26 protein-coding genes are annotated in these 23,538 nt (G+C 59.4%); 16 read left to right on the top strand and 10 right to left on the bottom strand.

Annotated features, from left to right (window positions below):
* Positions 1-10 precede the first annotated feature (10 nt).
* Positions 11-520: a DUF1993 domain-containing protein gene (locus tag JTJ32_RS05415; protein ID WP_099230343.1), complete on the bottom strand. Its 510-nt coding sequence runs from the start codon at positions 518-520 to the stop codon at positions 11-13.
* 144 nt (positions 521-664) lie between these two features.
* On the opposite strand from JTJ32_RS05415, the gene JTJ32_RS05410 reads away from it, so the two are divergent.
* Entirely contained in the window at positions 665-1,333 is a 669-nt protein-coding gene (locus tag JTJ32_RS05410; RefSeq protein WP_210041306.1) for a YceH family protein, read from the top strand.
* Positions 1,334-1,345: 12 nt separating this feature from the next.
* Here JTJ32_RS05410 and JTJ32_RS05405 read toward each other — a convergent pair whose 3' ends face one another.
* Positions 1,346-2,158 carry a shikimate 5-dehydrogenase gene (locus JTJ32_RS05405; RefSeq protein ID WP_210041304.1) on the bottom strand — a complete coding sequence of 271 codons (813 nt, stop codon included), beginning with the start codon at positions 2,156-2,158 and terminating at the stop codon, positions 1,346-1,348.
* 223 nt (positions 2,159-2,381) lie between these two features.
* Here JTJ32_RS05405 and JTJ32_RS05400 point away from each other — a divergent pair, with 223 nt between their 5' ends.
* On the top strand, positions 2,382-2,750 hold the full coding sequence (locus tag JTJ32_RS05400) for a hypothetical protein (protein ID WP_004884836.1): 369 nt from the start codon (positions 2,382-2,384) through the stop codon (positions 2,748-2,750).
* Positions 2,751-2,923: 173 nt separating this feature from the next.
* Complete coding sequence (locus JTJ32_RS05395; protein ID WP_004884834.1) at positions 2,924-3,106, top strand: hypothetical protein; 183 nt, start codon at positions 2,924-2,926, stop codon at positions 3,104-3,106.
* 164 nt (positions 3,107-3,270) lie between these two features.
* Here JTJ32_RS05395 and JTJ32_RS05390 read toward each other — a convergent pair whose 3' ends face one another.
* Positions 3,271-3,831, bottom strand: a complete 561-nt coding sequence (locus tag JTJ32_RS05390) for a hypothetical protein (protein WP_099230337.1) — start codon at positions 3,829-3,831, stop codon at positions 3,271-3,273.
* A 251-nt stretch (positions 3,832-4,082) separates the two neighbouring features.
* Between JTJ32_RS05390 and pbpG the strand changes: the two genes are divergently transcribed.
* Positions 4,083-5,024 carry a D-alanyl-D-alanine endopeptidase gene (gene pbpG / locus JTJ32_RS05385; protein WP_099230335.1) on the top strand — a complete coding sequence of 314 codons (942 nt, stop codon included), beginning with the start codon at positions 4,083-4,085 and terminating at the stop codon, positions 5,022-5,024.
* A 70-nt stretch (positions 5,025-5,094) separates the two neighbouring features.
* On the opposite strand, the gene JTJ32_RS05380 is transcribed toward pbpG, so the two are convergent.
* From JTJ32_RS05380 to JTJ32_RS05370, 3 genes are all read right to left on the bottom strand, one after another.
* Complete coding sequence (locus JTJ32_RS05380) at positions 5,095-6,525, bottom strand: NAD-dependent succinate-semialdehyde dehydrogenase (RefSeq protein ID WP_099230333.1); 1,431 nt, start codon at positions 6,523-6,525, stop codon at positions 5,095-5,097.
* A 244-nt stretch (positions 6,526-6,769) separates the two neighbouring features.
* The gene (locus JTJ32_RS05375) at positions 6,770-7,636 is read right to left on the bottom strand and encodes an SDR family oxidoreductase (protein ID WP_099230331.1); all 867 of its coding nucleotides are present in this window, start codon (positions 7,634-7,636) and stop codon (positions 6,770-6,772) included.
* A 66-nt stretch (positions 7,637-7,702) separates the two neighbouring features.
* Positions 7,703-8,842, bottom strand: coding sequence for a glutathione-independent formaldehyde dehydrogenase (locus tag JTJ32_RS05370; RefSeq protein WP_099230329.1), 1,140 nt, complete (start codon positions 8,840-8,842; stop codon positions 7,703-7,705).
* 237 nt (positions 8,843-9,079) lie between these two features.
* Here JTJ32_RS05370 and JTJ32_RS05365 point away from each other — a divergent pair, with 237 nt between their 5' ends.
* The 6 genes from JTJ32_RS05365 to JTJ32_RS05340 all read left to right on the top strand — a co-directional run bounded on the left by JTJ32_RS05365 (position 9,080) and on the right by JTJ32_RS05340 (position 14,006).
* Positions 9,080-9,670: an amino acid synthesis family protein gene (locus JTJ32_RS05365; protein ID WP_184322885.1), complete on the top strand. Its 591-nt coding sequence runs from the start codon at positions 9,080-9,082 to the stop codon at positions 9,668-9,670.
* A gap of 33 nt (positions 9,671-9,703) precedes the next feature.
* A complete protein-coding gene (locus JTJ32_RS05360; protein ID WP_004884821.1) occupies positions 9,704-10,537 on the top strand; it encodes an alpha/beta fold hydrolase in 834 nt (277 codons plus the stop codon).
* Entirely contained in the window at positions 10,534-12,015 is a 1,482-nt protein-coding gene (locus tag JTJ32_RS05355) for an aldehyde dehydrogenase (RefSeq protein WP_210041302.1), read from the top strand. The genes JTJ32_RS05360 and JTJ32_RS05355 overlap by 4 nt, the downstream gene beginning before the upstream one ends.
* 13 nt (positions 12,016-12,028) lie before the next feature.
* Complete coding sequence (locus tag JTJ32_RS05350; RefSeq protein WP_210041300.1) at positions 12,029-12,514, top strand: flavin reductase family protein; 486 nt, start codon at positions 12,029-12,031, stop codon at positions 12,512-12,514.
* 174 nt (positions 12,515-12,688) lie between these two features.
* A complete protein-coding gene (locus JTJ32_RS05345) occupies positions 12,689-13,441 on the top strand; it encodes a GntR family transcriptional regulator (RefSeq protein ID WP_099230321.1) in 753 nt (250 codons plus the stop codon).
* Position 13,442: 1 nt separating this feature from the next.
* Positions 13,443-14,006, top strand: coding sequence for an NUDIX hydrolase (locus JTJ32_RS05340; protein WP_184322887.1), 564 nt, complete (start codon positions 13,443-13,445; stop codon positions 14,004-14,006).
* 55 nt (positions 14,007-14,061) lie between these two features.
* On the opposite strand, the gene JTJ32_RS05335 is transcribed toward JTJ32_RS05340, so the two are convergent.
* Complete coding sequence (locus JTJ32_RS05335; RefSeq protein WP_099230317.1) at positions 14,062-14,565, bottom strand: GNAT family N-acetyltransferase; 504 nt, start codon at positions 14,563-14,565, stop codon at positions 14,062-14,064.
* Between the two features lie 81 nt (positions 14,566-14,646).
* The gene (locus JTJ32_RS05330) at positions 14,647-14,937 is read right to left on the bottom strand and encodes a DUF1330 domain-containing protein (RefSeq protein ID WP_099230315.1); all 291 of its coding nucleotides are present in this window, start codon (positions 14,935-14,937) and stop codon (positions 14,647-14,649) included.
* A gap of 92 nt (positions 14,938-15,029) precedes the next feature.
* On the opposite strand from JTJ32_RS05330, the gene ribBA reads away from it, so the two are divergent.
* From ribBA to JTJ32_RS05305, 5 genes are all read left to right on the top strand, one after another.
* Positions 15,030-16,139 (top strand): bifunctional 3,4-dihydroxy-2-butanone-4-phosphate synthase/GTP cyclohydrolase II, encoded by a 1,110-nt coding sequence (ribBA, locus tag JTJ32_RS05325; protein WP_210041299.1) that lies wholly within the window; start codon positions 15,030-15,032, stop codon positions 16,137-16,139.
* A gap of 304 nt (positions 16,140-16,443) precedes the next feature.
* Positions 16,444-17,469: an ABC transporter substrate-binding protein gene (locus JTJ32_RS05320; RefSeq protein ID WP_210041297.1), complete on the top strand. Its 1,026-nt coding sequence runs from the start codon at positions 16,444-16,446 to the stop codon at positions 17,467-17,469.
* Positions 17,454-18,410: an ABC transporter permease gene (locus JTJ32_RS05315; RefSeq protein WP_184322891.1), complete on the top strand. Its 957-nt coding sequence runs from the start codon at positions 17,454-17,456 to the stop codon at positions 18,408-18,410. The genes JTJ32_RS05320 and JTJ32_RS05315 overlap by 16 nt, the downstream gene beginning before the upstream one ends.
* 6 nt (positions 18,411-18,416) lie before the next feature.
* The gene (locus JTJ32_RS05310; RefSeq protein WP_099230307.1) at positions 18,417-19,232 is read left to right on the top strand and encodes an ABC transporter permease; all 816 of its coding nucleotides are present in this window, start codon (positions 18,417-18,419) and stop codon (positions 19,230-19,232) included.
* Positions 19,229-20,383 (top strand): ABC transporter ATP-binding protein, encoded by a 1,155-nt coding sequence (locus tag JTJ32_RS05305; RefSeq protein ID WP_099230305.1) that lies wholly within the window; start codon positions 19,229-19,231, stop codon positions 20,381-20,383. The genes JTJ32_RS05310 and JTJ32_RS05305 overlap by 4 nt, the downstream gene beginning before the upstream one ends.
* Positions 20,384-20,531: 148 nt before the next feature.
* Here JTJ32_RS05305 and JTJ32_RS05300 read toward each other — a convergent pair whose 3' ends face one another.
* Positions 20,532-21,449, bottom strand: a complete 918-nt coding sequence (locus JTJ32_RS05300) for a LysR substrate-binding domain-containing protein (protein ID WP_210041295.1) — start codon at positions 21,447-21,449, stop codon at positions 20,532-20,534.
* A 100-nt stretch (positions 21,450-21,549) separates the two neighbouring features.
* Between JTJ32_RS05300 and JTJ32_RS05295 the strand changes: the two genes are divergently transcribed.
* Positions 21,550-22,641 (top strand): tartrate dehydrogenase, encoded by a 1,092-nt coding sequence (locus tag JTJ32_RS05295; RefSeq protein ID WP_210041293.1) that lies wholly within the window; start codon positions 21,550-21,552, stop codon positions 22,639-22,641.
* Between the two features lie 13 nt (positions 22,642-22,654).
* On the opposite strand, the gene ptrR is transcribed toward JTJ32_RS05295, so the two are convergent.
* Positions 22,655-23,533, bottom strand: coding sequence for a putrescine utilization regulator PtrR (gene ptrR / locus JTJ32_RS05290; RefSeq protein ID WP_184322896.1), 879 nt, complete (start codon positions 23,531-23,533; stop codon positions 22,655-22,657).
* Positions 23,534-23,538 lie beyond the last annotated feature (5 nt).

The following is a 23,538-nucleotide window of genomic DNA, read 5'->3' as shown; positions in this document are numbered from 1 at the left end:
ATCGGCAGCTTTAAAACTTGCCCATGAAGTCACGCTTGCCGATCTCGACGCCATTGTGGCGCAGCAGGTCGTAAGCGGTAGTGACGTGGAAGAAGAACTGCGGCAAGGCGTAGCTCAACAGGTACGCCTGGCCATTCAAACGACGCTCTTTCTCGGTGCCGGGACGCAGCACGATTTCAATGCCTTCGTTGCCATCGACCTGCTCGGGTTTGATGCTGCCGATGAACTCGAGCGTCTTGGCCAGCAGGGCCTGCAATTCGGCAAAGCTGGTTTCAGTGTCTTCATATTGTGGAATCTCGACACCCGCCAGACGCGCCGAGGCCCCCTTGGCGAAGTCCACCGCAATCTGCACCTGACGGGTGAACGGCAGCATGTCCGGGAACAGACGTGCCTGAAGCAGCGCTGGCGGCTGAATTTTCTTCTCGGTCGCGTGGGCTTCAGCCTTGGTCAGAACGTCGCTCAACGCATTGAGCATTTGCTGGAAGACAGGAATCGAAGCGGCATACAGGGAAATAGACATGACATATCCTGATTGAGAAAGCCGCAATTATAGACCTGCCTGACACGAAAGGCCGTCAGTCTTTTCGGCGCAGGTGCGGATGCGCTGGCAAAAAGCTGCAACAGCTCATAGTCTGTTCCACCGTCATTACTCAGGGAAGCGTCCATGTCCACCGAACCCTCCTCGACCGAAACGCCCGACGCTGCCGGGAGCTTGCAGCTCAGCAGTACCGAAGTACGCATTCTGGGCTGCCTGATCGAAAAGCAGGCGACCAATCCCGAGACCTACCCGCTGACCCTCAATGCATTGGTGCTGGCCTGCAACCAGAAGACCAGCCGCGACCCGGTGATGAACCTGACTCAAGGCCAGGTCGGCCAGAGCCTGCGAGCACTGGAAGGCCAAGGCTTGACGCGTCTGGTGATGGGCAGCCGCGCCGACCGTTGGGAACACAGGGTCGACAAGGGTCTGGAGCTGGTGCCCGCGCAAGTCATCCTGACCGGCCTGCTGTTGCTGCGAGGCCCGCAGACCGTCAATGAGCTGCTCACACGCAGCAATCGCATGCACGATTTCGAAGACGCCGAGCAGGTCGTTCATCAACTCGAACGTCTGATCGCCAGAGGTCTGGCGACCCTGATACCGCGTCAGGCAGGCCAGCGCGAGGACCGTTACATGCACGCGCTGGGCAATCCTGAAGACCTGCAGGCGCTGCTCGCCCAGCGCCAGAGCGCGCCGGACCGCAGCACCGCCACCGTCGCGTCGAACGAGCGTATCGAAGAACTCGAAGCCCGCGTGGCCGCTCTTGAAGAGCGTCTGGCCAGACTCGAACAGCACTGACAGGCCGGCGGCTCAGCCTAGGGCGAAAGCCGCCGCCTTTTGGTACTGCTCATCGGTCGGGCGGGTGCCGGTGTACAGTACGAACTGCTCCAACGCCTGAATCGCGGCCACCTCGTCTCCGCTGATGACCTTCTTACCGAGACGTCGGGCAGCCTGAATCAGCGGTGTATCCGCAGGCGTGGCTACTACATCGAAAACGGTCTGTGCAGCACTGATCGCCGCCTCATCGAACGCCAGCTCATCAGACTGCGGCCCCGTCATGCCCAGTGGCGTGACGTTGACCAGCAGTGCAGGACGCTCATCGCCCAATTCGGACTGCCAGCGAAAACCACAGGTGTCGGCCAGGCGTTTCCCCGCCTGCTCGTTGCGCGCCACAATCAAACCGTCGGTAAAGCCCGCATCACGCAGCGCACAGGCAACCGCCTTTGCCATTCCGCCACTGCCGCGCAAGGCGAACGGCGTATGGGGTACTGCATGGCTTTGCATCAATTGGGCGACAGCGATGTAATCGGTATTGAACGCTTTCAGATGTCCGTCGGTGTTGACGATGGTGTTGATCGACTGGATCGCCGCGGCCGACGCATCCAGCTCGTCCACAAGCGCAATGCAGTCTTCCTTGAATGGCATGGAAACGGCGCTGCCACGAATGCCCAGCGCACGGATTCCCGCTACCGCTGCCGCGATGTCATTGGGCGCGAAGGCCTTGTAGTAATAGTTGAGCCCCAACTGTTCATAAAGATGATTATGGAAACGCACGCCGAAGTTTCCAGGGCGCGCCGCCATGGACATGCACAATAACGTGTCCCGGTTGGCAGTAATGGCCATGTTTTTCTCCCGAACGGTATTGGATTAAAGCTGTGTGCCAGGCGTACACTGCGCCTGGCTGACCCGAATGAAGTTGCCCGGCATTCTGGATTGAAAACACCTTACATAAAATTTACTCAACGATTTCGCAGTTTTTTACAAATTCGATGTCTTAGAGTTATCCCGTGGCAGTGCTTGAGCTTAATGCAGGCCCGCGACAACGGGTTGAAAGCGAGGAACACTCATGATTCGTCAAATCCCCAAGATTGCCTTGTTTATAGGTGCGTTGGCTCTGGCAGGCCAGGCGAACGCCGATCATCGTGGCTGGGGTGGCCCAGCCGTGGTAGGTGCGCTGGTCGGCGCGGCCGTGGTGGGAGCAGCGGTATCTTCCAGCCGTGACAGAACGGTCTATGTCGAGCGTCAGCCGGTCTATTATCAGCCGCCCGTGCAGCAGGTCTACTACGCGCCGCCACCTCCGCCGCCCGTGGTCTATTACCAGCCGGCCTATGAAGTGGTAGAGCGCTATCCGGCTCCGCCGCCACGCTACTACCGTCGTTATGACGGCCCGCCTCCAGGTTATTACCAAGGCTACGGCCCACACGGCCGCTGGTAACGGCACAAAAAACCCGCCTTCATTGGCGGGTTTTTCATGTCTTGCGCACACCCCTGCTCTGCACTGCAACGTGTTCAACCCTCGTTCCTGTCAATGACGACTATTGAGAGCGTCGATTTCTGCCTGCCGCGATCTGAACGTACAGTAAGCCCCATGAACAGATGGAGGTCGCTATGAACAACGTTCAAATCATGTCGGTAGTAGGCAGCGCAGTTCCGGCTCCGCTCAGAGAGCGCGGTCTGTTGGCGTGCTGGTACCTCATTCAGGATGGTGAACCTGTCAGCGGCCCCTTTGCCTCCCTGCCTGTCGCCCAGGCTTTTTCCGAGGAACTGAAAAGCCGCGTCCTGCATAGCTGACGCCCTGCCCGGTTGCTCACCGTACTTCGTGCGTTGCTCCGCACTCTTGCTTGACCGCATAGATGGATGCGGTTTTTTTTATCTGGGATATCTGCAACACGACATTGTCGTGCTTAGCGGGCTCTGCGTGACGCCGCGTGCTCGAACTCCGGAGCCGGACTCGATCACGTCCGCTCGGCCATCGCCGCATTGACCTGACACCGATGGGTCAGCTTCTGCAGACGCTTTTCCAGTGCCATGAACACCACGCGATCATTGCGACCGCTGTCCAGTTCGTCGATCAGGTCATTGGCCACCTGACGCAGTTCGTAGGCCAGAACCACGCGATCGTCGTTCAGGTCCTGTTTGTGGGATTCGAACAGGCGATGCAGATAATCCTGCAGCGTGAACTTGAGGCTATGGCGATCACTGGCGCGAAGATGCGCAAGGTTCAGGTTGATCCGCCCGTGCAATTCGCTCAACTCGCCGCACAGGTACTGCATGCGCCGGGCATAGCCTGTCTCGCGATCACGCACTTGCTTATGGGCCACAAGGGCTTCCTGCCTGCGCTGGATGGCAGGCACGGCAATCGCGACCATCATGCCGACGATAAGGGCAATGGCCTGCATCCAGCCTGCCCAGTCCGAAGGGCGGGTAAAAAAGCCGGCCAGCAACAGCAGCACGGCAACCAGCGATGCGGCGATTACCAGAACAACGTAATCCTTGCCGATAAACCCTTTGAGCATTACGCGACTCCTTGAATCCATGATCTTCGATGGCTGGGAATGCTAATCGGTGCAGGCTTGCAGCACCACGAATATTCAAGGCGCAGGCCGTTTTGAACACTTTTCCTACTTAACCGCAACTTAACGAAGCGCTGTTTTCCGATTTTATTGACGAAACGTCCTACAACGCCCATCGACATAAGTGAAAGCCTGCTCATAAAATGCCGGGTTATTGCGTGTTCCTTCCTTTTACGCACCTTATCGAGTGAGCCTTGTTCTTGAAAATCCGTCTGTCTGTTCTGGGCCTATTATGTGTACTTACGGGTTCGGTATTTTCCACTTCCATCCTGGCAAACGAAACCGCTGCTCTCAATCGCGATCCCTCCAATCTGCACCTGGCTTCAGGAAGCGCCATGGTGATCGACCTGCAAACCGACAAAGTACTGTATTCCAGTAACCCTGACGTGATCGTGCCAATTGCTTCTGTCACCAAATTGATGACGGCGATGGTGGTGCTGGACGCCAAACAGTCGATGGACGAAGTCATCCCGGTCAATATTTCCCAGACACCGGAAATGAAGGGCGTGTTCTCCCGCGTCAAGCTGGGCAGCGAAATGAACCGTCGGGACATGTTGCTGATTACCCTGATGTCTTCGGAAAACCGCGCAGCTGCCAGCCTGGCGCACAGCTATCCGGGTGGCTATCCAGCCTTCATCCTGGCGATGAACGCCAAAGCCAAGGCGCTGGGCATGAAGCACACCGCCTATGTCGAACCCACCGGCCTGTCGGTTTACAACGTGTCGACGGCCCGCGACCTGACCAAGCTGGTCATGGCCGCGCGCAAATACCCGATGCTGAGCGAACTGAGCACCACCGAAACCAAGACCGTGACGTTCCGCAAGCCAGCCTATAGCCTGGTGTTCAACAATACTGACCACCTGGTTCGCAAGGAAAACTGGGACATCAAGCTGACCAAGACCGGCTTCACCAATCAGGCCGGGCACTGTCTGGTGCTGTTGACGACCATGGCCAACCGTCCTGTGTCGGTGGTCATTCTGGATGCGTTCGGCAAGTACACGCACTTTGCCGACGCCAGTCGCCTGCGCAAGTGGATGGAAACCGGCCAGAGTGGTCCTGCGCCTGAAGTGGCGCTGCAGTACAAGAAAGAAAAGAACCTGGTCATGAAACAGACCGGCATTCAGGCTCGGGACTGATCGAACCGGGTTAAAAATACGGCCACGATGTGCAGACATCGCGGCCGTTTTCATTTTTCCGGACAAAGCCTCAGCTGTACTGAGTGACCAGCTTGGTATTCAGGTACGCCTCGATGGCCTCGGTACCGCCTTCTGAGCCATAGCCGGAATCCTTGATCCCGCCAAACGGGACTTCAGGCAGACCAATGCCCTGGTGATTGATCGACAACATGCCGGCTTCGATATATGTGCTCAGCGCCTGGGCAGTCTTCATCGACGTGGTGAACGCATAGGACGCCAGGCCGAACGGCACCCGGTTGGATTCGGCAATCGCCTCTTCCACCGTGTCGAACGGCACCAGCAGTGCAACAGGACCAAACGGCTCCTCGTTCATGATGCGCATGGCCGGGGTCAGCCCGCTTAGAACGGTCGGTTCGAAGAAGTAGCCCGGCCCTTCCACTGCCTTGCCACCGGCTGCCAGGGTCGCACCGCTCTTCACAGCGTCTTCGACAAGATCCACCAGCGCAGGGATACGGCGGTCGTTGGCAACCGGCCCCATCGTGGTGCCGCTCTCAAGGCCATTGCCAACCTTGATCTCCCGCGTCAGACCGACAAACTTCTCGGTGAATGCTGCCAGCACCTTGCGCTGCACCAGAATGCGGGTCGGTGAGACACAGACCTGACCGGCGTTACGGAACTTGGCCGTTGCCAGGACCCGCGCAGCAAGATCAATGTCAGCGTCGTCAAAGACCAATGCGGGCGCGTGGCCGCCCAGCTCCATGGTGGCACGCTTCATATGCTTACCAGCCAATGCCGCAAGTTGTTTGCCGACGGGCGTCGAGCCAGTGAAGGTGACCTTGCGGATCACAGGATGCGGGATCAGGTAGCTGGAGATTTCTGCAGGATCACCATACACAAGGCCGATCACACCGGCGGGTACGCCAGCGTCCGCGAATGCGCGGATCAGTTCGGCAGGCGAACCCGGTGTTTCTTCCGGCGCCTTGACGATGATCGAGCAACCGGCAGCCAGCGCAGACGACAGTTTGCGCACCACTTGATTGATCGGGAAGTTCCAGGGCGTAAACGCGGCAACCGGGCCGACCGGCTCCTTGACGACCTTCTGTTCGATGTTCACACCCCGCGACGGCACGATGCGGCCATAGCTGCGGCGGCCTTCTTCGGCCAGCCAGTCGATCATGTCGGCGGCGGACAGGGTCTCCATGCGCGCTTCAGCCAGCGGCTTGCCCTGCTCCTGCGTCATGATCCGGGCGATACCATCGGCACGCTCGCGAACCAGATTTGCGGCCTTCTGCATGATCTTGTAACGGTCGTAAGCCGAGGTGTTGCGCCAGGTGGTAAAGCCTTTCTCGGCGGCAACCAGTGCCTCGTCCAGGTCTGTGATGCCTGCATGGGCGACCGTGCCGAGCGAATCGCCGGTTGCAGGGTTGATCACTGAAATCGTGCGGCCGTCGCGGCTGGCGCGCCATTGGCCGTCTATATAAAGCTGTACATCAGGATACATGGCAACTCTCCATGGGTCGTTGCGAGGAGCGCGAGGTGCGCGCTCGAAAAATACTGAAACGAATTTAGGGGTGTATACCCCTAATGGTCAAGCGACTTCGCGAGGTCATCGACCATCGTGTCCAGTTCCAGCCTGCCTGATCCGATGGCAAGAAAATGTGAAAGGCTGAAAAAAGCACATAAAAAAAGCCCGCGATTCAGGCAACGTCCATTACGACGCTGCCCTCGCGGGCCATTTCAAGACCTTAAAGAATCGGCTTGCCACCGGTCACACCATAGCGTGTGCCCGAGATGTAGCTCGCTTCGTCCGAAGCCAGCAGGACATAGATCGGCGACACCTCCACCGGCTGGCCAGGGCGGCCCAACGGTGTCTGGCTGCCGAAGTTCGATGCTTCTTCTTCCGGCATGGTCGAGACGATCAACGGCGTCCAGATCGGCCCCGGCGCTACGCTGTTAACGCGAATGCCCTTCTCACCCAGCATTTGTGCAAGGCCTGCGGTGAAGTTGGCAATCGCGCCTTTGGTCGTGGCATAAGGCAGCAATGTCGCCTTGGGCATATCCGAGTTCACCGAACTGGTATTGATGATCGACCCGCCTCGCCCCATGTGCGGCACTGCGGCCTTGCAGATGCGAAACATCGCGGTGATGTTCACATCGAAGGTCATCAGCCATTCTTCGTCGCTGATTTCTTCCAGGGTTTCGTGGCTCATCTGGAACGCAGCATTGTTGACCAGCACATCGATGCGACCGAACTCTTCAACGGTCTTGCTCACGATGTATTCACACTGCTCCTTCTTCGCCAGATCGCCCGGCAGCAAAAGGCATTTCCGGCCAGCCTCTTCGACCCAGCGCGCGGTTTCCTTGGCATCTTCATGCTCGTCAAGATAGGAAATCGCAACCTGGGCACCTTCACGGGCAAAGGCAATGGCCACAGCACGACCGATGCCGCTGTCGGCCCCGGTGATCAACGCAATCTTGTCCTTCAGACGACCATGCCCGGTGTAGCTCTTCTCGCCACAATCGGGATAGGGTTCCATCTTGCCCTGCTCACCCGGTACTTTCTGAGCCTGCTTGGGAAACGGTGGTTTTGGATAGTTCTTGAAGTCTTCCATAGGGGTCTCCTTGAATATGAAGCCCACGCCGCCGCAACGACGTGGGCATCTGGTCTGATGCTGCAATCAGGCAGCGGGCTTGAGCACCACTTTGGTCCAGCCGTTATCACGGGCGTCGAAGTGCTTGTAGGCCTCAGGACCTTCTTCCAGTTTCAGACGGTGAGAAATGATCTGCGACGGTGTGGCACGTCCATGGTGGATGAGCTCGGCGAGGCGACGGTTGTACGCCTTGACGTTGGCCTGACCGGTGCGGATCTGCTGACCCTTGAACCAGAAGGCACCGAAATCGAAGGCCATCTTGCCTTCCTTCGCCAAGTCACTTTTGGCGCCCGGATCCTGAGGGACGAATACGCCAACAACACCGATTCCGCCGGTAGGCTTGGTCGAAGCCACCAGGTTATTCATGGTCAAGTGGTTGGCCTCGTGGCCATGGCGGTCACAGCACTGATAGCCGACGCATTCACAGCCGCGGTCGGTGCCTTTGCCATGGGTCAGGTTGAGAATCTGCTCGACCGCTTCCTGTTCGGCCGAGTTGATCGGCGTGGCGCCCATCTTCGCCGCCAGGGCGAGCCGGTCCGGGTGGTTGTCCACCACGAACACCTGCGACGCACCTTTGATCATCGCCGAGTGCGCAGCCATCAGGCCGACCGGACCTGCGCCGTAGATCGCGACGCTCTCGCCTGGCAGTAGTCCGGCCAGTTCAGTGGCGTGCCAGCCGGTAGGAAAGATGTCGGACAGCATGACGTAATCGTCTTCCTTCTCGACAGCGTCTTCCGGCAACAACAGGCAATTGAAGTCGGCATACGGGACGCGCAGCAGTTCAGCCTGCCCACCTGCGTAGTCGCCCATATCGGCAAAGCCATAGGCCCCGCCCGCGCTGCCCGGATTGACCGTCAGACAGAAACCGGTCAGGCCTTTTTCACAGTTTTCGCAGAAACCGCAGCCAATGTTGAACGGCAGGCAGACCCGGTCGCCGACCTTGATGCGGTCGACACCTGCGCCGACGGCGATCACTTCACCCATGTTTTCGTGACCGAAGATGCGCCCGGTCTCGAACGAAGTGCGGCCCTCGTACATGTGCAGATCGGAGCCGCAGATATTGGTGGTCGTCACTCTGACAAGAGCATCGGTCGGCTTCTCGATCTTCGCGTCCGGCACGTTCTTGACACTGACATCGCGCGGCCCGTTGTAGACGATGGCTTTCATTCTTGGCTCTCCTGAAGTGAAAAATTGGCTGAGCGATCAATCGCTCACCGAATATCTGTCACGACATGAGGGCGCGTGTTCAAAGCGATGGTTCCGGGACCGGACGAATGGTCATGCGGGTGGCTGGTCCTCGCCGTCATCTGCATCACCGCCACACATCAAGAAAAACGCTTGCGCGAGCAATCTTATGGTATACCATCATACGAAATACAACAGTGCTCATTCCGGGAGTCCTTCATGAGCTTTGAAATCCGCAAGATCGTCAATTACACCGAGGAAACCTTCATCGAGGGCGGCAAGGCCACTGACAAGCCAGTGACCATGGTCGGGCTGGCGGTGGTGATGAAAAACCCATGGCTGGGCAATGGTTTTGTCGAAGACCTGAAACCTGAAATTCGCGCCAATTGCTCGGATCTGGGCGAACTGATGGTCAAGCGTCTGACCGATGCCATTGGCGGTGCCGACAAAATCGAAGCCTATGGCAAAGCTGCAGTCGTGGGTGCCGACGGCGAAATCGAGCATGCGTCGGCGGTGATTCACACACTGCGCTTCGGCAACCACTACCGCGAAGCGGTCAAGGCCAAAAGCTACCTGAGCTTCACCAACAAGCGTGGCGGACCGGGTACTTCCATTCAGATTCCGATGATGCACAAGGATGACGAAGGCTTGCGCTCGCATTACATCACCCTGGAAATGCACATCGAAGACTCGCCTCGCGCCGACGAAATTGTCGTGGTGCTGGGTGCAGCCAACGGCGGTCGTCTGCATCCGCGCATCGGCAACCGCTACATCGACCTGGAAGAACTGGCCGCTGAAAAAGCGCAGTGATCCCCTTCATCCATGTCTGCGCAGGAGCGATCCATGAATCAGCTCACCGCTGAATGCACCCCGGCGGGTACCAGTTATCTGGCCACCGGCCAAGGCCACCCCGTGGTGTTGATTCACGGGGTGGGCCTGAACAAGGAAATGTGGGGCGGCCAGATCGTCGGGCTGGCCCCGCATTACCAAGTCATTGCTTATGACATGCTGGGCCATGGTGCCAGCCCGCGGCCTGATCCGGACACCGGTCTGCCAGGCTATGCCGAACAGTTGCGCGAGCTGCTGGAGCATCTGGGCCTGCCGCAGGCGTCGGTCATCGGATTCTCGATGGGCGGCCTGGTTGCACGGGCCTTCGCGCTGCATTTTCCACAGCATCTGTCGGCCATGGTGATCCTCAACAGCGTGTTCAATCGCAGTCCGCAACAGCGTGCAGGCGTTATCGCTCGCACAAGTCAGGCCGCCGAGCACGGCCCGGACGCCAACGCGGCCGAAGCACTTTCACGCTGGTTCAGTCGCGAGTATCAGGCAGCCAATCCGGCGCAGATCGCCGCCATCCGCCAGAATCTGGCAAGCAACGATCCGCAGGGTTACCTCACCACGTACAAGCTGTTTGCCACACAGGATATGTACCGCGCCGACGATCTGGGCGATATTCGCGCACCGACACTGATCGCCACCGGCGAACTGGACCCAGGCTCCACGCCTGAAATGGCACGGGAACTGGCCATGCGCATCAAGGGTGCGGAGGTGGCGATACTGCCTGATCAGCGCCACATGATGCCGGTGGAGTCGCCGCGCCTGGTCAATCAGGTACTGCTGGACTTTCTCGACAAGTCGGCGCGTGTTCACAACTCGATAAAGGGGATCGTTGCATGAGCCTCACCCGTTTTCAGATGTGCATCGACGGCCTCTGGGTCGACGCACTTTCAGGCAAGACCTTCGACAGCCTCAACCCGGCACTGGCCCAGCCATGGGCGCAATTGCCCGACGCTGACGAAGCGGACGTGGCGCGTGCCGTGCAGTCCGCCCAGAAAGCCTTCGAAAGCCCGGCATGGCGCGGACTGACCGCCACGGCGCGAGGCAAATTGCTGCGCAGGCTGGGCGATCTGATTGCCGAGAACAAGGAGCAACTGGCGCAGCTGGAAAGCCGCGACAACGGCAAGCTGATCCGTGAAACCCGTGGTCAGGTCAGCTACCTGCCCGAGTTCTTTCATTACACCGCCGGGCTGGCCGACAAGCTCGAAGGCGGCACCCTGCCCCTCGACAAGCCAGACCTGTTCGCCTACACCGTCCACGAACCGATGGGCGTAGTGGCTGGCATCATTCCATGGAACAGTCCGCTGTACCTGACCGCCATCAAGCTCGCTCCGGCGCTGGCGGCGGGCAACACCATCGTGCTCAAGCCTTCCGAACATGCCTCCGCTACGGTATTGGAGCTGGCCCGTCTGGCGCTTGAAGCAGGCATTCCGCCGGGTGTCGTCAACGTCATCACCGGTTACGGTCCGACCACGGGCGCTGCCCTCACCCGGCATCCGCTGGTGCGCAAGATCGCCTTTACCGGCGGCGCTGCCACGGCTCGCCATGTGGTCAGAAGCAGCGCCGAGAACTTCGCCAGACTGTCGCTGGAACTGGGCGGCAAGTCACCCAACATCATTTTTGCCGACGCTGATCTGGACAGTGCCATCAACGGTGCTGTCGCGGGCATCTACGCAGCGTCGGGCCAGAGCTGCGTGTCCGGCTCAAGGCTGCTGGTACAGGACGAGATATACGACGAATTCGTCGAACGGCTGATCGAACGCGCCAGCCGTATTCGCATCGGTAACCCGCAGGACGAAACGACCGAAATGGGACCGATGGCCACGGCTCAACAATTGGCGGTGGTCGAAGGGCTGGTCGCTGATGCACTGGCCGAAGGCGCACGCTTGCGTCTGGGCGGCAAGCGGCCGGAACTGGCCAGCGACGGCTGGTTTTATGAACCCACGCTGTTCGAATGCGACCGCAATTCGATGAAGATCATGCAGGAAGAAGTGTTCGGTCCGGTGGCTTCCGTGATCCGTTTCAAGGACGAGGCCGAGGCGCTGGCGATTGCCAACGACTCGCAGTTTGGCCTGGCTGCGGGCATCTGGACCCGCGACCTGGGGCGCGCGCACCGCCTGGCTCGCGATATCCGCTCCGGGATCATCTGGGTCAATACCTACCGTGCCGTTTCGGCAATGGCCCCTATCGGCGGTTTCAAAAACAGCGGCTATGGCCGCGAGAGCGGGATAGACTCTGTGCTGGCCTACACCGAACTGAAAACGGTGTGGATCAACCTTTCGCAGGCGCCCATGCCTGATCCATTTGTAATGCGTTAACGAGGCCGCTGCGATGATCGAACCCGGTATTTATAAAGAAGTGATGGCGTCGTTCCCCTCAGGCGTCACCATCGTCACTGCGCTGGACCCGGAAGGCAATCTGGTCGGCATTACTGCCAGTGCATTCAGTGCGTTATCCATCGACCCGGCACTGGTGCTGTTCTGCCCCAACTACGCGTCGGACACTTACCCTGTACTGCGCGACGGCAGGAAATTCGCGATTCATCTGCTCTCGGCAGACCAACAGGCGGAGGCCTATGCCTTCGCCAGCAAAGGCAAGGAAAAGACCAAGGGCATCGAGTGGCACCTGAGCGATCTGGGCAACCCACTGCTCAATAACGCCACTGCGATCATCGAGTGCGAGTTGTGGCGTGAATACGATGGCGGGGACCACGCGATCATCGTCGGCGCAGTCAAGAACCTGATTCTGCCGGCAACGCCTGTTACGCCGATGGTCTACCATCGCGGCAAGATGGGCGCTCTGCCCGCTCTGGTCTGACGCTTCGGGCCGGTTTTGGTGGAGGCAGGCAACAGCGTGATAAACTCGGCCGCGACCCGGTCTACAGCTCCGGGCCATGCAGCAGCCCGCACGAAACGCGGGCCGCCGACATGAACGCGGCCAGCGTCCAAAGGCCGTGTTTTTTATCTGACAGCCCCACTCCGAGCACACCCGATGAAACGCCTGCCACTCGACGACAACTTCAAGGTCAACCGCAACCCCGTGACTCTGCGGGAGATCGTGCTGGACAAATTGCGCAGCGCGATCATGAACTTCCAGCTGCTTCCGGGAGACCGTCTGGTCGAGCGTGACTTGTGTGATCGTCTGGGTGTGAGCCGTACGTCGGTGCGCGAGGCGCTGCGTCATCTGGAGTCCGAGGGTCTGGTGGAATTTGCCGATGCCAAGGGACCTCGAGTCGCCATCATCACACTGGAAGATGCCTGCGACATCTACGAGCTGCGGTGTGTGCTGGAGGGGCTGATCGTTCAACTGTTCACCCTCCGTGCCAGGCCCAAGGACATCAAGGCGCTGGAAAAAGCCCTGGAAGTGAACCGTCAATCGCTCAAGGAAGGCGAACTGCAACAGGTCATCGATTCGGTACAAGGTTTCTACGACGTGTTGCTGGAAGGTTCGGGCAATCATGTAGCCGCCACCCAGCTTCGTCAGTTGCAGGCCCGTATCAGTTACCTGCGTGCCACCTCGGTATCCCAGGAAAACCGTCGCGGCGCCAGCAACAAGGAAATGGAACTGATCGTTGAAGCCATCAAGAGCGGCGACCCGCTGGCCGCGCATCAGGCGTCGGTCGATCATGTTCGCAATGCCGCCCGTGTCGCGCTCGAGTACCTCAAATCCAAACAGGACGACGACGCCAAGGTCCGTGAGATCGTGGCGCCGGTGGCCCTGAAAGAACCTCGCATAGGTCGATGAAATGGGACTGCCGCGCTTCTGTCCCCAATGTGGCAGCGCTGATCTCGATCAGCGCATCCCTTCGGGCGACACCCATGCGCGGCTGATGTGCGGCAGTTGCCAGTACATCCATTACGTCAATCCGAAGATCATCGCTGGCTGCATCATCGAGCAGGAAGGCAAGTACCTGCTGTGCCAGCGTGCGATCCCGCCACGTCCCGGCACCTGGACTTTGCCTGCTGGCTTCATGGAGAGTGGCGAAACCACCGAACAGGCGGCATTGCGAGAGGTGTGGGAGGAAAGCGGCGTACGCGGCGAAATCATCTCGCCCTACTCGATCTTCAGCGTGCCGCGGATCAGCGAGGTCTACATCATCTTCCGCGCCATCGCGCTGGAAATCACCGGCCAGTTCGGCCCCGAAACGCTGGATTACAAATTCTTCGCTCCTGAAGAGATTCCGTGGGACAGCATCTACTACCCCGCCATCCGCCAGATCCTGGAGCGTTATATCCAAGAACGCCAGGCGGGGGTGTATGGCATTTACATCGGTAATGACGACATCGGGAAGGTGCATTTCATTCGGTGAAAACGGCTTGCCTGGCGCTGTCCCGAAGCCGCCGCGTACCTTTGACCGTTGTGACTCAGCGCAACCGTGCCATGGTCCGCGCATCAACCATCACACCATCGCGCACTGCGTATTGACGCAACAGCCCCTCCGTTTCGAAACCGTATTTCTCATACAAGCCGATGGCAGGCTGGTTATCGGCGTACACGGTCAGTTCGACGCGGCGCAGGTTCATCCAATTATCGGCGACTTCAAGCGCGGCGGTCAGCAGCTTCGAACCGATGCCCCTACGGTGCCAGGACGGGGCCACAACCATGCCAATACCGCCGACATGGGTCTGACGAATACGTGAATATTGTTCAAGACCGATATGACCGATCACCTCACTGCCGTGCACTGCCACCAACTTTATCTGCCGCTCATTGCTGGCGGCCAAGCGTTTGCGCCAAACCTCGATCGACTGATAGGGCATCTGCAAGACCTGACGGCAAACGGCAGGGTCGTTGTAAAGCGCGGCAAGGTTTTCCAGATGGGTCTCGGCCAGGCACTGAATGACAATCGTCGGAGCGGGAGCATGCACTGTGGTTAGTCCGTTAATACAGGTGGGTACACAGTCTAGAATGCGCTGAATGCGGTTTACCAGCCCGCCCCTTGCCGATGACTAACCCATGCCTTCAACAATCACGATCTCGGCCTTCGATGCGCCCTTTCGATGGCTCATGGCTTCCTGATACTCAGGTGATCGATAGCAGGCAATCGCCTGTTCATACGACTCGAATTCAATCACCACGGTGCGTTGCGGTGTCGTTCGTCCTTCCAGCGCTTCCGACCGGCCACCGCGAGCCATGAATTTGCCACCAAATAATGCGAAGGCGGCTGGCGCGCGCTGGGTATATTCGCTGTACTGCTGAGGGTCGGTCACGTCGACCTGTGCAATCCAATAAGCCTTCATCTTGATCTCACTGTTTCAATGATAGGGAATCTGTGAAATATTCTGTCTTATGGTATACCACAATAATTCATCCATAACACCGGGATCCGACCATGGCATTCGATCGTATCGAAGACATCATTGAAGACTATCGTCAGGGAAAGATGGTCCTGTTTGTCGATGACGAAGACCGCGAAAATGAAGGTGATCTGCTGCTGGCTGCAGATCGCTGCTCGCCTGAAGCCATCAGTTTCATGGCGCGTGAGGCGCGAGGGCTGATCTGCCTGACCCTGACAGATGAACATTGTCAGCGTCTGGGCCTGGAACAGATGGTGCCCAGCAATGGCAGTGTCTTCGCCACCGCGTTCACCGTTTCCATCGAGGCGGCCACGGGCGTGACGACCGGTATCAGCGCGGCAGATCGTGCCCGCACTGTTCAGGCGGCGGTCAACCCGCAAGCGTCGCAGGAAGACCTCGTGCAACCGGGCCACATCTTCCCGCTGCGTGCTCGCGAGGGTGGCGTGTTGACCCGTGCCGGTCACACAGAAGCCGGTTGCGACCTGGCTCGGCTTGCCGGTTTCACGCCCGCCTCAGTCATTGTCGAAGTCATGAACGATGACGGCACCATGGCACGTCGTCCGGAACTGGAGCGCTTCGCCGAGAAACACCGTATCCGCATCGGCACCATCGCCGACCTGATCCATTACCGCCTGAGCACCGAACACACCGTCGTCAGAATCGGCGAACGTGAACTGCCCACCGTGCATGGCAACTTCCGCCTGTTCACTTATGAAGACCGCATCGAAGGCGGCGTGCACATGGCCATGGTGATGGGTGACGTGCGCCGCGACGAAGCCACGCTGGTGCGGGTGCACGTGGTCGATCCATTGCGCGATCTGGTCGGTGCCGAATACACCGGGCCTGCCAACTGGACGCTTTGGGCCGCGTTACAGAAGGTCGCCGAAGAAGGTCGGGGAATCGTCGTAGTGCTGGCCAATCATGAGTCGTCGCAGGCCTTGCTGGAACGTATTCCGCATCTCACCCAGCCGCCACGCCAGTACACCCGCTCACAGTCGCGCATCTATTCGGAAGTCGGCACCGGCGCGCAGATATTGCAGGACCTGGGCGTCGGCAAACTGCGTCATCTCGGCCCGCCACTGAAGTACGCAGGCCTTACTGGTTACGATCTGGAAGTGGTTGAAAGCATTCCGTTTCCAGGCTGAGCCCTTGAACGGGCAACAGAACACTTGCTGATCGCCAGTGCCGGAACAGCCTGGAAACGCAAGGTCTCAAGCAGCTAAAACGGCAGGTCGATGGCCGTACAGAGGCAAAATACTTGCACAAAGTTTGGAATACCATAATATGACATTCCACAGCCGCAACGATTTGTCAGACGCCTCCGCCACGGGGACAGCATCAATAAAAAGCGTCTGACAGTGACTGGTTTCAAAGGCCCATTGGACCTACTGCTCCCGATTACGCGGGCAAGAAATGCCCGCTCAAAACACAACAAATGAGGGCGTGAAAATGGTGTTGAACAAACGTGCAACGGCGGCACTGATGGCCGGCGTGCTGGCTCTCTCGAGTGTTGCCGCCATGGCCGCCGACAGTGTCAACTTCGTCAGCTGGGGTGGCTCGACGCAGGACGCCCAGAAGCAGGCGTGGGCAGTTCCCTTCGCCAAGGCCAGCGGCGTCACCGTCGTGCAGGACGGACCTACTGACTACGGCAAACTCAAGGCGATGGTCGAAAGCGGCAACGTGCAGTGGGACGTCGTCGACGTCGAAGCCGACTTCGCTTTGCGTGCGGCCGCCGAGGGTCTGCTGGAGCCTCTGGACTTCAACACCATCAAGCGTGACCGCATCGATCCCCGCTTCGCTTCCGATCACGGCGTCGGCTCGTTCTTCTTCTCGTTTGTGCTGGGCTATAACGAGGACAAGCTGGGCAGCAAAAAGCCCGTCGACTGGACCGCCATGTTCGACACCAAGACCTACCCCGGCAAACGGGCGCTGTACAAATGGCCAAGCCCCGGCGTGCTTGAACTTGCCCTGCTGGCTGACGGTGTCGCCGCCGACAAACTCTACCCTCTGGACCTGGATCGCGCCTTCAAGAAACTCGACACCATCAAGAAAGACATCGTCTGGTGGGGTGGCGGCGCACAATCCCAGCAGTTGCTGGCGTCCGGTGAAGCCTCGATGGGCCAGATGTGGAACGGCCGCGTTTATGCCCTGCAACAAGACGGCGCCCCGGTCGGCGTCAGCTGGAAGCAGAACCTGGTCATGGCCGACTTTCTGGTCGTACCAAAAGGTGCCAAAAACAAAGACGCAGCGATGAAGTTCATCGCCGAAGCCACCAGCGCCAGAGGCCAGGCCGACTTCTCCAACCTGAGCGCCTACGCGCCTGTGAACCTGGACAGCGTGCCGCGTCTTGACTCGACTCTGGCCAAGAATCTGCCAACGGCGTATGGCGCAGACCAAATCACTCTCGACTTCGCATACTGGGCCAAGAACGGTCCGGACATTGCGACACGGTGGAACGAATGGCTGGTCAAGTAAAAATGACGGCTGTTGCATCCGGTCAATCCCAGCCGACCGGAGGTGCCTCGCGCACCGCCGGTGCGGTTTCAGGCAAGGCGACGAACATGCAGCCAACCCCCTCTCTGGCACAACGCTGGCGCGGCAGTCGCAACCTGATTCCCGCGCTCTTGTTTCTGGGGCTGTTCTTCTTCGCACCCTTGATCGGTCTACTGCTGCGTGGGGTGCTCGAACCTGTTCCGGGGCTGGGCAACTACGAGCAACTGTTTGCCAACTCCGCTTACTCACGGGTGTTGATCAATACCTTCTCCGTCGCAGGCCTGGTGACACTGTTCAGCCTGCTGCTGGGCTTTCCGCTGGCCTGGGTGATCACCCTCGTGCCACGCGGCTGGGGACGCTGGATCCTGAACATCGTGCTGCTGTCGATGTGGACCAGCCTGCTGGCCCGGACTTACTCCTGGCTGGTGCTGTTGCAGGCCTCGGGCGTCATCAACAAGGCCCTCATGGCCATGGGCATCATCGATCAGCCACTGGAGATGGTGCACAACCTGACCGGCGTGGTGATCGGCATGAGCTACATCATGATTCCCTTCATCGTCCTGCCGCTGCAGGCAACCATGCAGGCCATCGACCCGATGGTGTTGCAGGCCGGCTCCATCTGCGGTGCCAGTCCCTGGACCAATTTCTTCCGGGTGTTTCTGCCACTGTGCCGTCCGGGTCTGTTTTCCGGCGGCCTGATGGTGTTCGTGATGTCGCTGGGTTACTACGTGACCCCTGCCTTACTGGGCGGCGCGCAGAACATGATGCTGCCTGAATTCATCGTCCAGCAGGTGCAATCATTCCTCAACTGGGGGCTGGCGAGCGCCGCCGCTGCGTTGTTGATCGTGATTACCCTGGTGCTGTTCTATTTCTATCTCAAGCTCCAGCCGGAATCTCCGGTCGGTGCCAGCAACGGGAGGTAAGCCGCCATGCTCCTGACACCCAATGCCATGAGCCTTCGCCTGAGATCGGGACTGTACCTGACCACCGGCCTGATTGCGCTGTTCCTGTTGCTACCGATCCTGTTCATCGTGCTGCTGTCATTCGGCTCGTCCCAGTGGCTGGTTTTTCCGCCCCCAGGCTGGACGTTCAAGTGGTATCAGCAGTTCTTTTCCAACCCGGAGTGGATGGATGCCGCCATGTCGAGCTTCAAGGTCGCCATCCTGACGACAATCAGTGCCGTAGCGCTGGGCCTGCCAACAGCGTTTGCGCTGGTGCGCGGAAAGTTTCCCGGTCGCGACCTGCTGTACGGCATCTTCACCCTGCCGATGATCGTGCCGCTGGTCATCATCGCGGTGGCGGTCTACGCGCTGTTTCTCAAGCTCGGCTACACCGGCACGCTGTTCTCGTTCGTGGTCAGCCATGTGATCGTCGCGCTGCCGTTCACCATTATTTCCATCATCAACTCGCTGAAGCTGTTCGATCAGTCGATTGAGGACGCGGCCGTGATCTGTGGCGCGTCGCGCCTGCAGGCGATCTTCAGGGTGACCTTTCCCGGCATTCGTCCCGGCATGATCGCCGGTGCGCTGTTCGCGTTTCTGGTGTCGTGGGACGAAGTGGTCCTCAGCGTGATGATGGCCAGCCCGACCCTGCAAACCCTTCCCGTCAAAATGTGGACCACGTTGCGTCAGGACCTGACCCCGGTCATCGCCGTCGCCTCGACACTGCTGATTGCCCTGTCGGTGTTGGTCATGTTCATCGCCGCGACCCTGCGTCGCCGCAACGAAGCCAGGAGTACCTCATGAGTGCCGTGATCAAAGACACCGCGCAACACGATCAGAAGACCCTGGTCAGTCTGTGCAACCTCAACAAACATTACGGCGATTTCGCTGCCGTCGACAATATTTCTCTGGATATCCAGAACGGTGAATTTCTGACCTTCCTGGGCTCCAGCGGCTCGGGCAAGAGCACGACGCTGTCGATGCTGGCCGGCTTTGAAACGCCCAGTTCGGGCGAGATCCTGGTGGAAGGCAAGTCGCTGGTGAACGTGCCGCCACACAAGCGGGACATCGGCATGGTGTTCCAACGCTATTCGCTGTTTCCGCACCTGACCGTGCGCGATAACATCGCCTTTCCGCTGGCCATCCGCAAGCTGCCCGCGGCCGAACGGGAAAAGCGTGTCGACGCCATGCTCAAGCTGGTGCAGCTCGAAGCCTTCGCCCATCGCCGCCCTTCTCAGCTGTCCGGTGGTCAACAACAGCGCGTTGCGATCGCCAGAGCGCTGGTCTACGAACCGCGCATCCTGCTGATGGACGAACCGCTGGGCGCACTGGACAAGAAACTGCGTGAAGACCTGCAGGATGAATTGCGTCAGTTGCATCGGCGCCTGGGTATTACCATCGTCTACGTGACCCACGATCAGGAAGAAGCCATGCGCCTGTCTCAGCGCATCGCGATTTTCAGTCACGGCAAGATTGTCGGTCTGGGCAGCGGCTACGACTTGTACCAGAACCCGCCGAACGCGTTCGTCGCCTCGTTTCTGGGCAACTCCAATTTCCTCAGGCTCAAGGCCCAGGGCAACGCCGTGGCAACGTTCGAAGGCCGTCCGCTGGCGATTCGCATCACCAATGGCCTGAAGACCGATCAGGACGTGCTGGCCATGATCCGGCCTGAAAAGGCTCAGGCCCTGAGTCTGCAGCAGTCGGCAGCCACTGCGCTTGAGCCGGGCTGGAACGAGGTGAACGCCACGGTGACCGAAGTGCTGTTTCTGGGTGAAAGCCAGACCTGCTCGGTGGTGACGGCTGGCGGCACGGCCATGACGGTCAAGGCGCTGTCTGCCACCGGCATGCCGATGCAGGCAGGTGATGCCGTGAAGGTGCGCTGGGCGGCGGCGGACGCGTGCATCTACACCGAATGGACCGACGGCGACCTGAACAAGGCGGCCGGGGCACATTGACCTGTTTGTGGACAAGCCTGTCTCTCCGGGTACGTGTTGTTGGCTGAAACGTACGCTTTTATGAGAGGCGGCTTGCCGTCGATTCGGTTTTCCGGACGCCACATCAGCGACTGAACTGCTGCCATCGCCGGCAGGGCGACGCGGCCAATTACTGCTCACCCACCCCGACTTGACCCTGCGCCAGAAACTCACGCAGAAACTCCACCGTGACCCTCACCTTGGCCGAGCGCATGAGCGGCGAGGTGTACACCGCCCAGATATCCGCGTCCTGACGATAATCTGCCAATACCCGAACCAGCCGCCCCTCGGCCAGATCGTCGCGCACGTCCCAGAGCGAGCGCAGTAACACGCCTCTTCCATCAAGGCACCACTGGCGGGCAATCTCGCCGTGATTGGTCGACAGACTGCCGGTGACTTTTACCGTTTCCGCACCCTGCGGTCCGTTCAAGTGCCAGATGCCGAAGGGGCGATCTCGCTCCTTGATCACCAGACAGTCATGGTTGGCCAGTTCCGCCAGACTCATCGGGGCGCCGCGTTGCGCAAGATAGGCCGGGCTGGCACACAACACCCGCCAGTTGCTCGCCAGATGCCGGGCACGCAGGTGCGGGGCGATTTCGTTGCCGACCCGGATGTCCAGATCGACGCCCTCCTCGATCAGATCAATCAACCGGTCCTGAATATCCAGACGGATGTCCAGCTTCGGGTAGCGCGCAGCCAGCTCCGACAGCGCGGGTGCCACGAATCGCCGACCAAAGCCCTGGCTGCTGACCACGCGCAGCAGGCCACTGGGCTCATCGTGCAACGCAGCGACTTCGTCGCCCATCTGCTGCACCGACTCCAGAATACCCTTGGCCCACTCATAGACCCGCTCGCCGTCTTCGGTGATCGACACCTGACGCGTCGAGCGATGTAACAGCACCACGCCCATGCCCTGTTCCAGTAAACGAATGCGTTTGCTCACGTAAGCCGCAGACATGCTCAGCTCGTTTGCCGCGCCGACAAAGCTGGAACGTCGTGCCACATGGATGAACACATTCAGGTCATCGAGACTGGGGTAATTATTCACGAACCGTGTTCCTTGAATGCATTAAGCAACTGATTATCTTTATTTCGTGTGCTTATAGCATAAGCCACCCGAGCAACCCATCCACAGAGAGAGCCTTGCCATGAACAACAAGAAACTGCGCGTCGCGGCCATCGCCGGAGACGGCATTGGCCAGGAAGTGCTACCCGAAGGCGTACGGGTCGTCCAGGCCGCTGCTGCTCGCCATGGCATCGAGCTTGAGTTCGAATACTTCGAATGGGCCAGCTGCGACTATTACCTTGAACACGGCAAGATGATGCCGGACGACTGGTTCGAACAACTCAAAGGCTTCGATTCGATTTTCTTCGGCGCCGTGGGCTGGCCGGACAAAGTGCCAGACCACGTTTCGCTTTGGGGCTCGCTGCTCAAATTTCGCCGCGAGTTCGACCAGTACGCCAACATCCGTCCGGTGCGCCTGTTCCCCGGCGTGCCTTGCCCGCTGGCCAATCGACAGCCGGGCGACATCGATTTCATCGTGGTGCGGGAAAACACCGAGGGCGAATATTCCTCTCTGGGCGGCATCATGTTCGAGAACACCGAAAACGAATTCGTCCTGCAGGAATCGGTATTCACCCGCCGTGGTGTCGACCGGATTCTCAAATACGCCTTCGAACTGGCCAGCAAACGTGAACGCAAGCACGTGACGTCGGCGACCAAATCCAACGGCATGGCGATCAGCATGCCGTACTGGGACAAGCGCACTGAAGCCATGGCCAGCCACTACCCGGCGATCAGCTGGGACCGACAGCACATCGATATCCTGTGTGCACGCTTCGTGCTGCAACCGGAACGCTTCGACGTGGTTGTCGCGTCCAACCTGTTCGGCGATATCCTCAGCGACCTCGGTCCGGCCTGTGCCGGCACCATCGGCATCGCACCGTCGGCCAACCTCAACCCGGAACGCCATTTTCCGTCGCTGTTCGAGCCGGTCCACGGTTCGGCCCCGGACATCTTCGGCAAGAACATCGCCAACCCGATTGCCATGATCTGGTCGGGCGCACTGATGCTGGAGTTTCTGGGTCAGGGCGACGAGCGATTCACCGCAGCGCACAACGAGATTGTCGGCGCCATCGAGCAGGTGATCGCCAACGGAAATATCACCCCGGATCTGGGCGGCAAATGCTCGACGCAGGACGTGGGGCACGCCATCGTCGACAGGCTTTCGAAGGCGTAAGCCGGTGAGTCGCTCAAGCCGTCTTGAGCGACTCACCCTGCGTCTGGACCAGCTCAATGAAGCGCGTCAGGCTGCGCGATTCCGTGCCGCGACGCCAGATCAACCAGGTCTGCAGGTAACGAAAGGCCTCGGACAGCGGCCAGATGCTGACTGTGCTGCAACCGGGCATGCTTTCCAGCATGCTGCGCGGCATCAGCGCCAGACCCGCGCCAGCGCTGACACAGGCCAGCATGCCGTGATAAGACTCCATCTCGTGAATCTTGCCCGGCACGGCAGCGTCCTCGGTGAACCAACGCTCGAAATGATGCCGGTAAGAACAGTTCGCACGAAAGGCGTAGATGCTCTCCCCGTTCACGTCCCGTCCTCGGGTCACCGGCGCATGCTGCAGCGGCGCAATCACCACCATTTCCTCCTCGAAGACCGGCATGCCTTCCAGTGACGGGTGCAGCACCGGACCGTCAACGAATGCCGCGACCAGTCGGCCAGCCAGTACGCCATCGATCATGGTGCCGGAGGGGCCGGTACTCAGGTCCAGTTCGACCTTGGCGTACTGCTGGTTATAGGCCGCCAGCAATGCCGGAATCCGCACAGCCGCGGTACTTTCCAGCGAGCCGAGAGCAAACGGGCCCTGCGGCTCTTCGCCGGACACAGACAACCGCGCCTCTTGGACCAGGTCCAGAATCCGCCGCGCATAATCGAGAAAATTCCAGCCGGCAGGCGACAGCCGCAACCGGAGCTTTTCCCGGATGAACAGCTCGACGCCCAGGTCCTGCTCGAGTTGCTTGATGCGCGTGGTCAGGTTGGAAGGCACCCGATGGATATGCTGCGCAGCCGCACTGATGCTGCCGTGCTCGGCAACCGCCTTGAATATCTCCAATTGAACCAAGTCCACATCAT

Source organism: Pseudomonas alliivorans (assembly GCF_017826695.1).
Taxonomy (GTDB): Bacteria; Pseudomonadota; Gammaproteobacteria; order Pseudomonadales; family Pseudomonadaceae; genus Aquipseudomonas; species Aquipseudomonas alliivorans.
The sequence above is the reverse complement of the archived record's forward strand: the minus strand, read 5'-3'. Positions and strand labels throughout refer to the sequence as shown.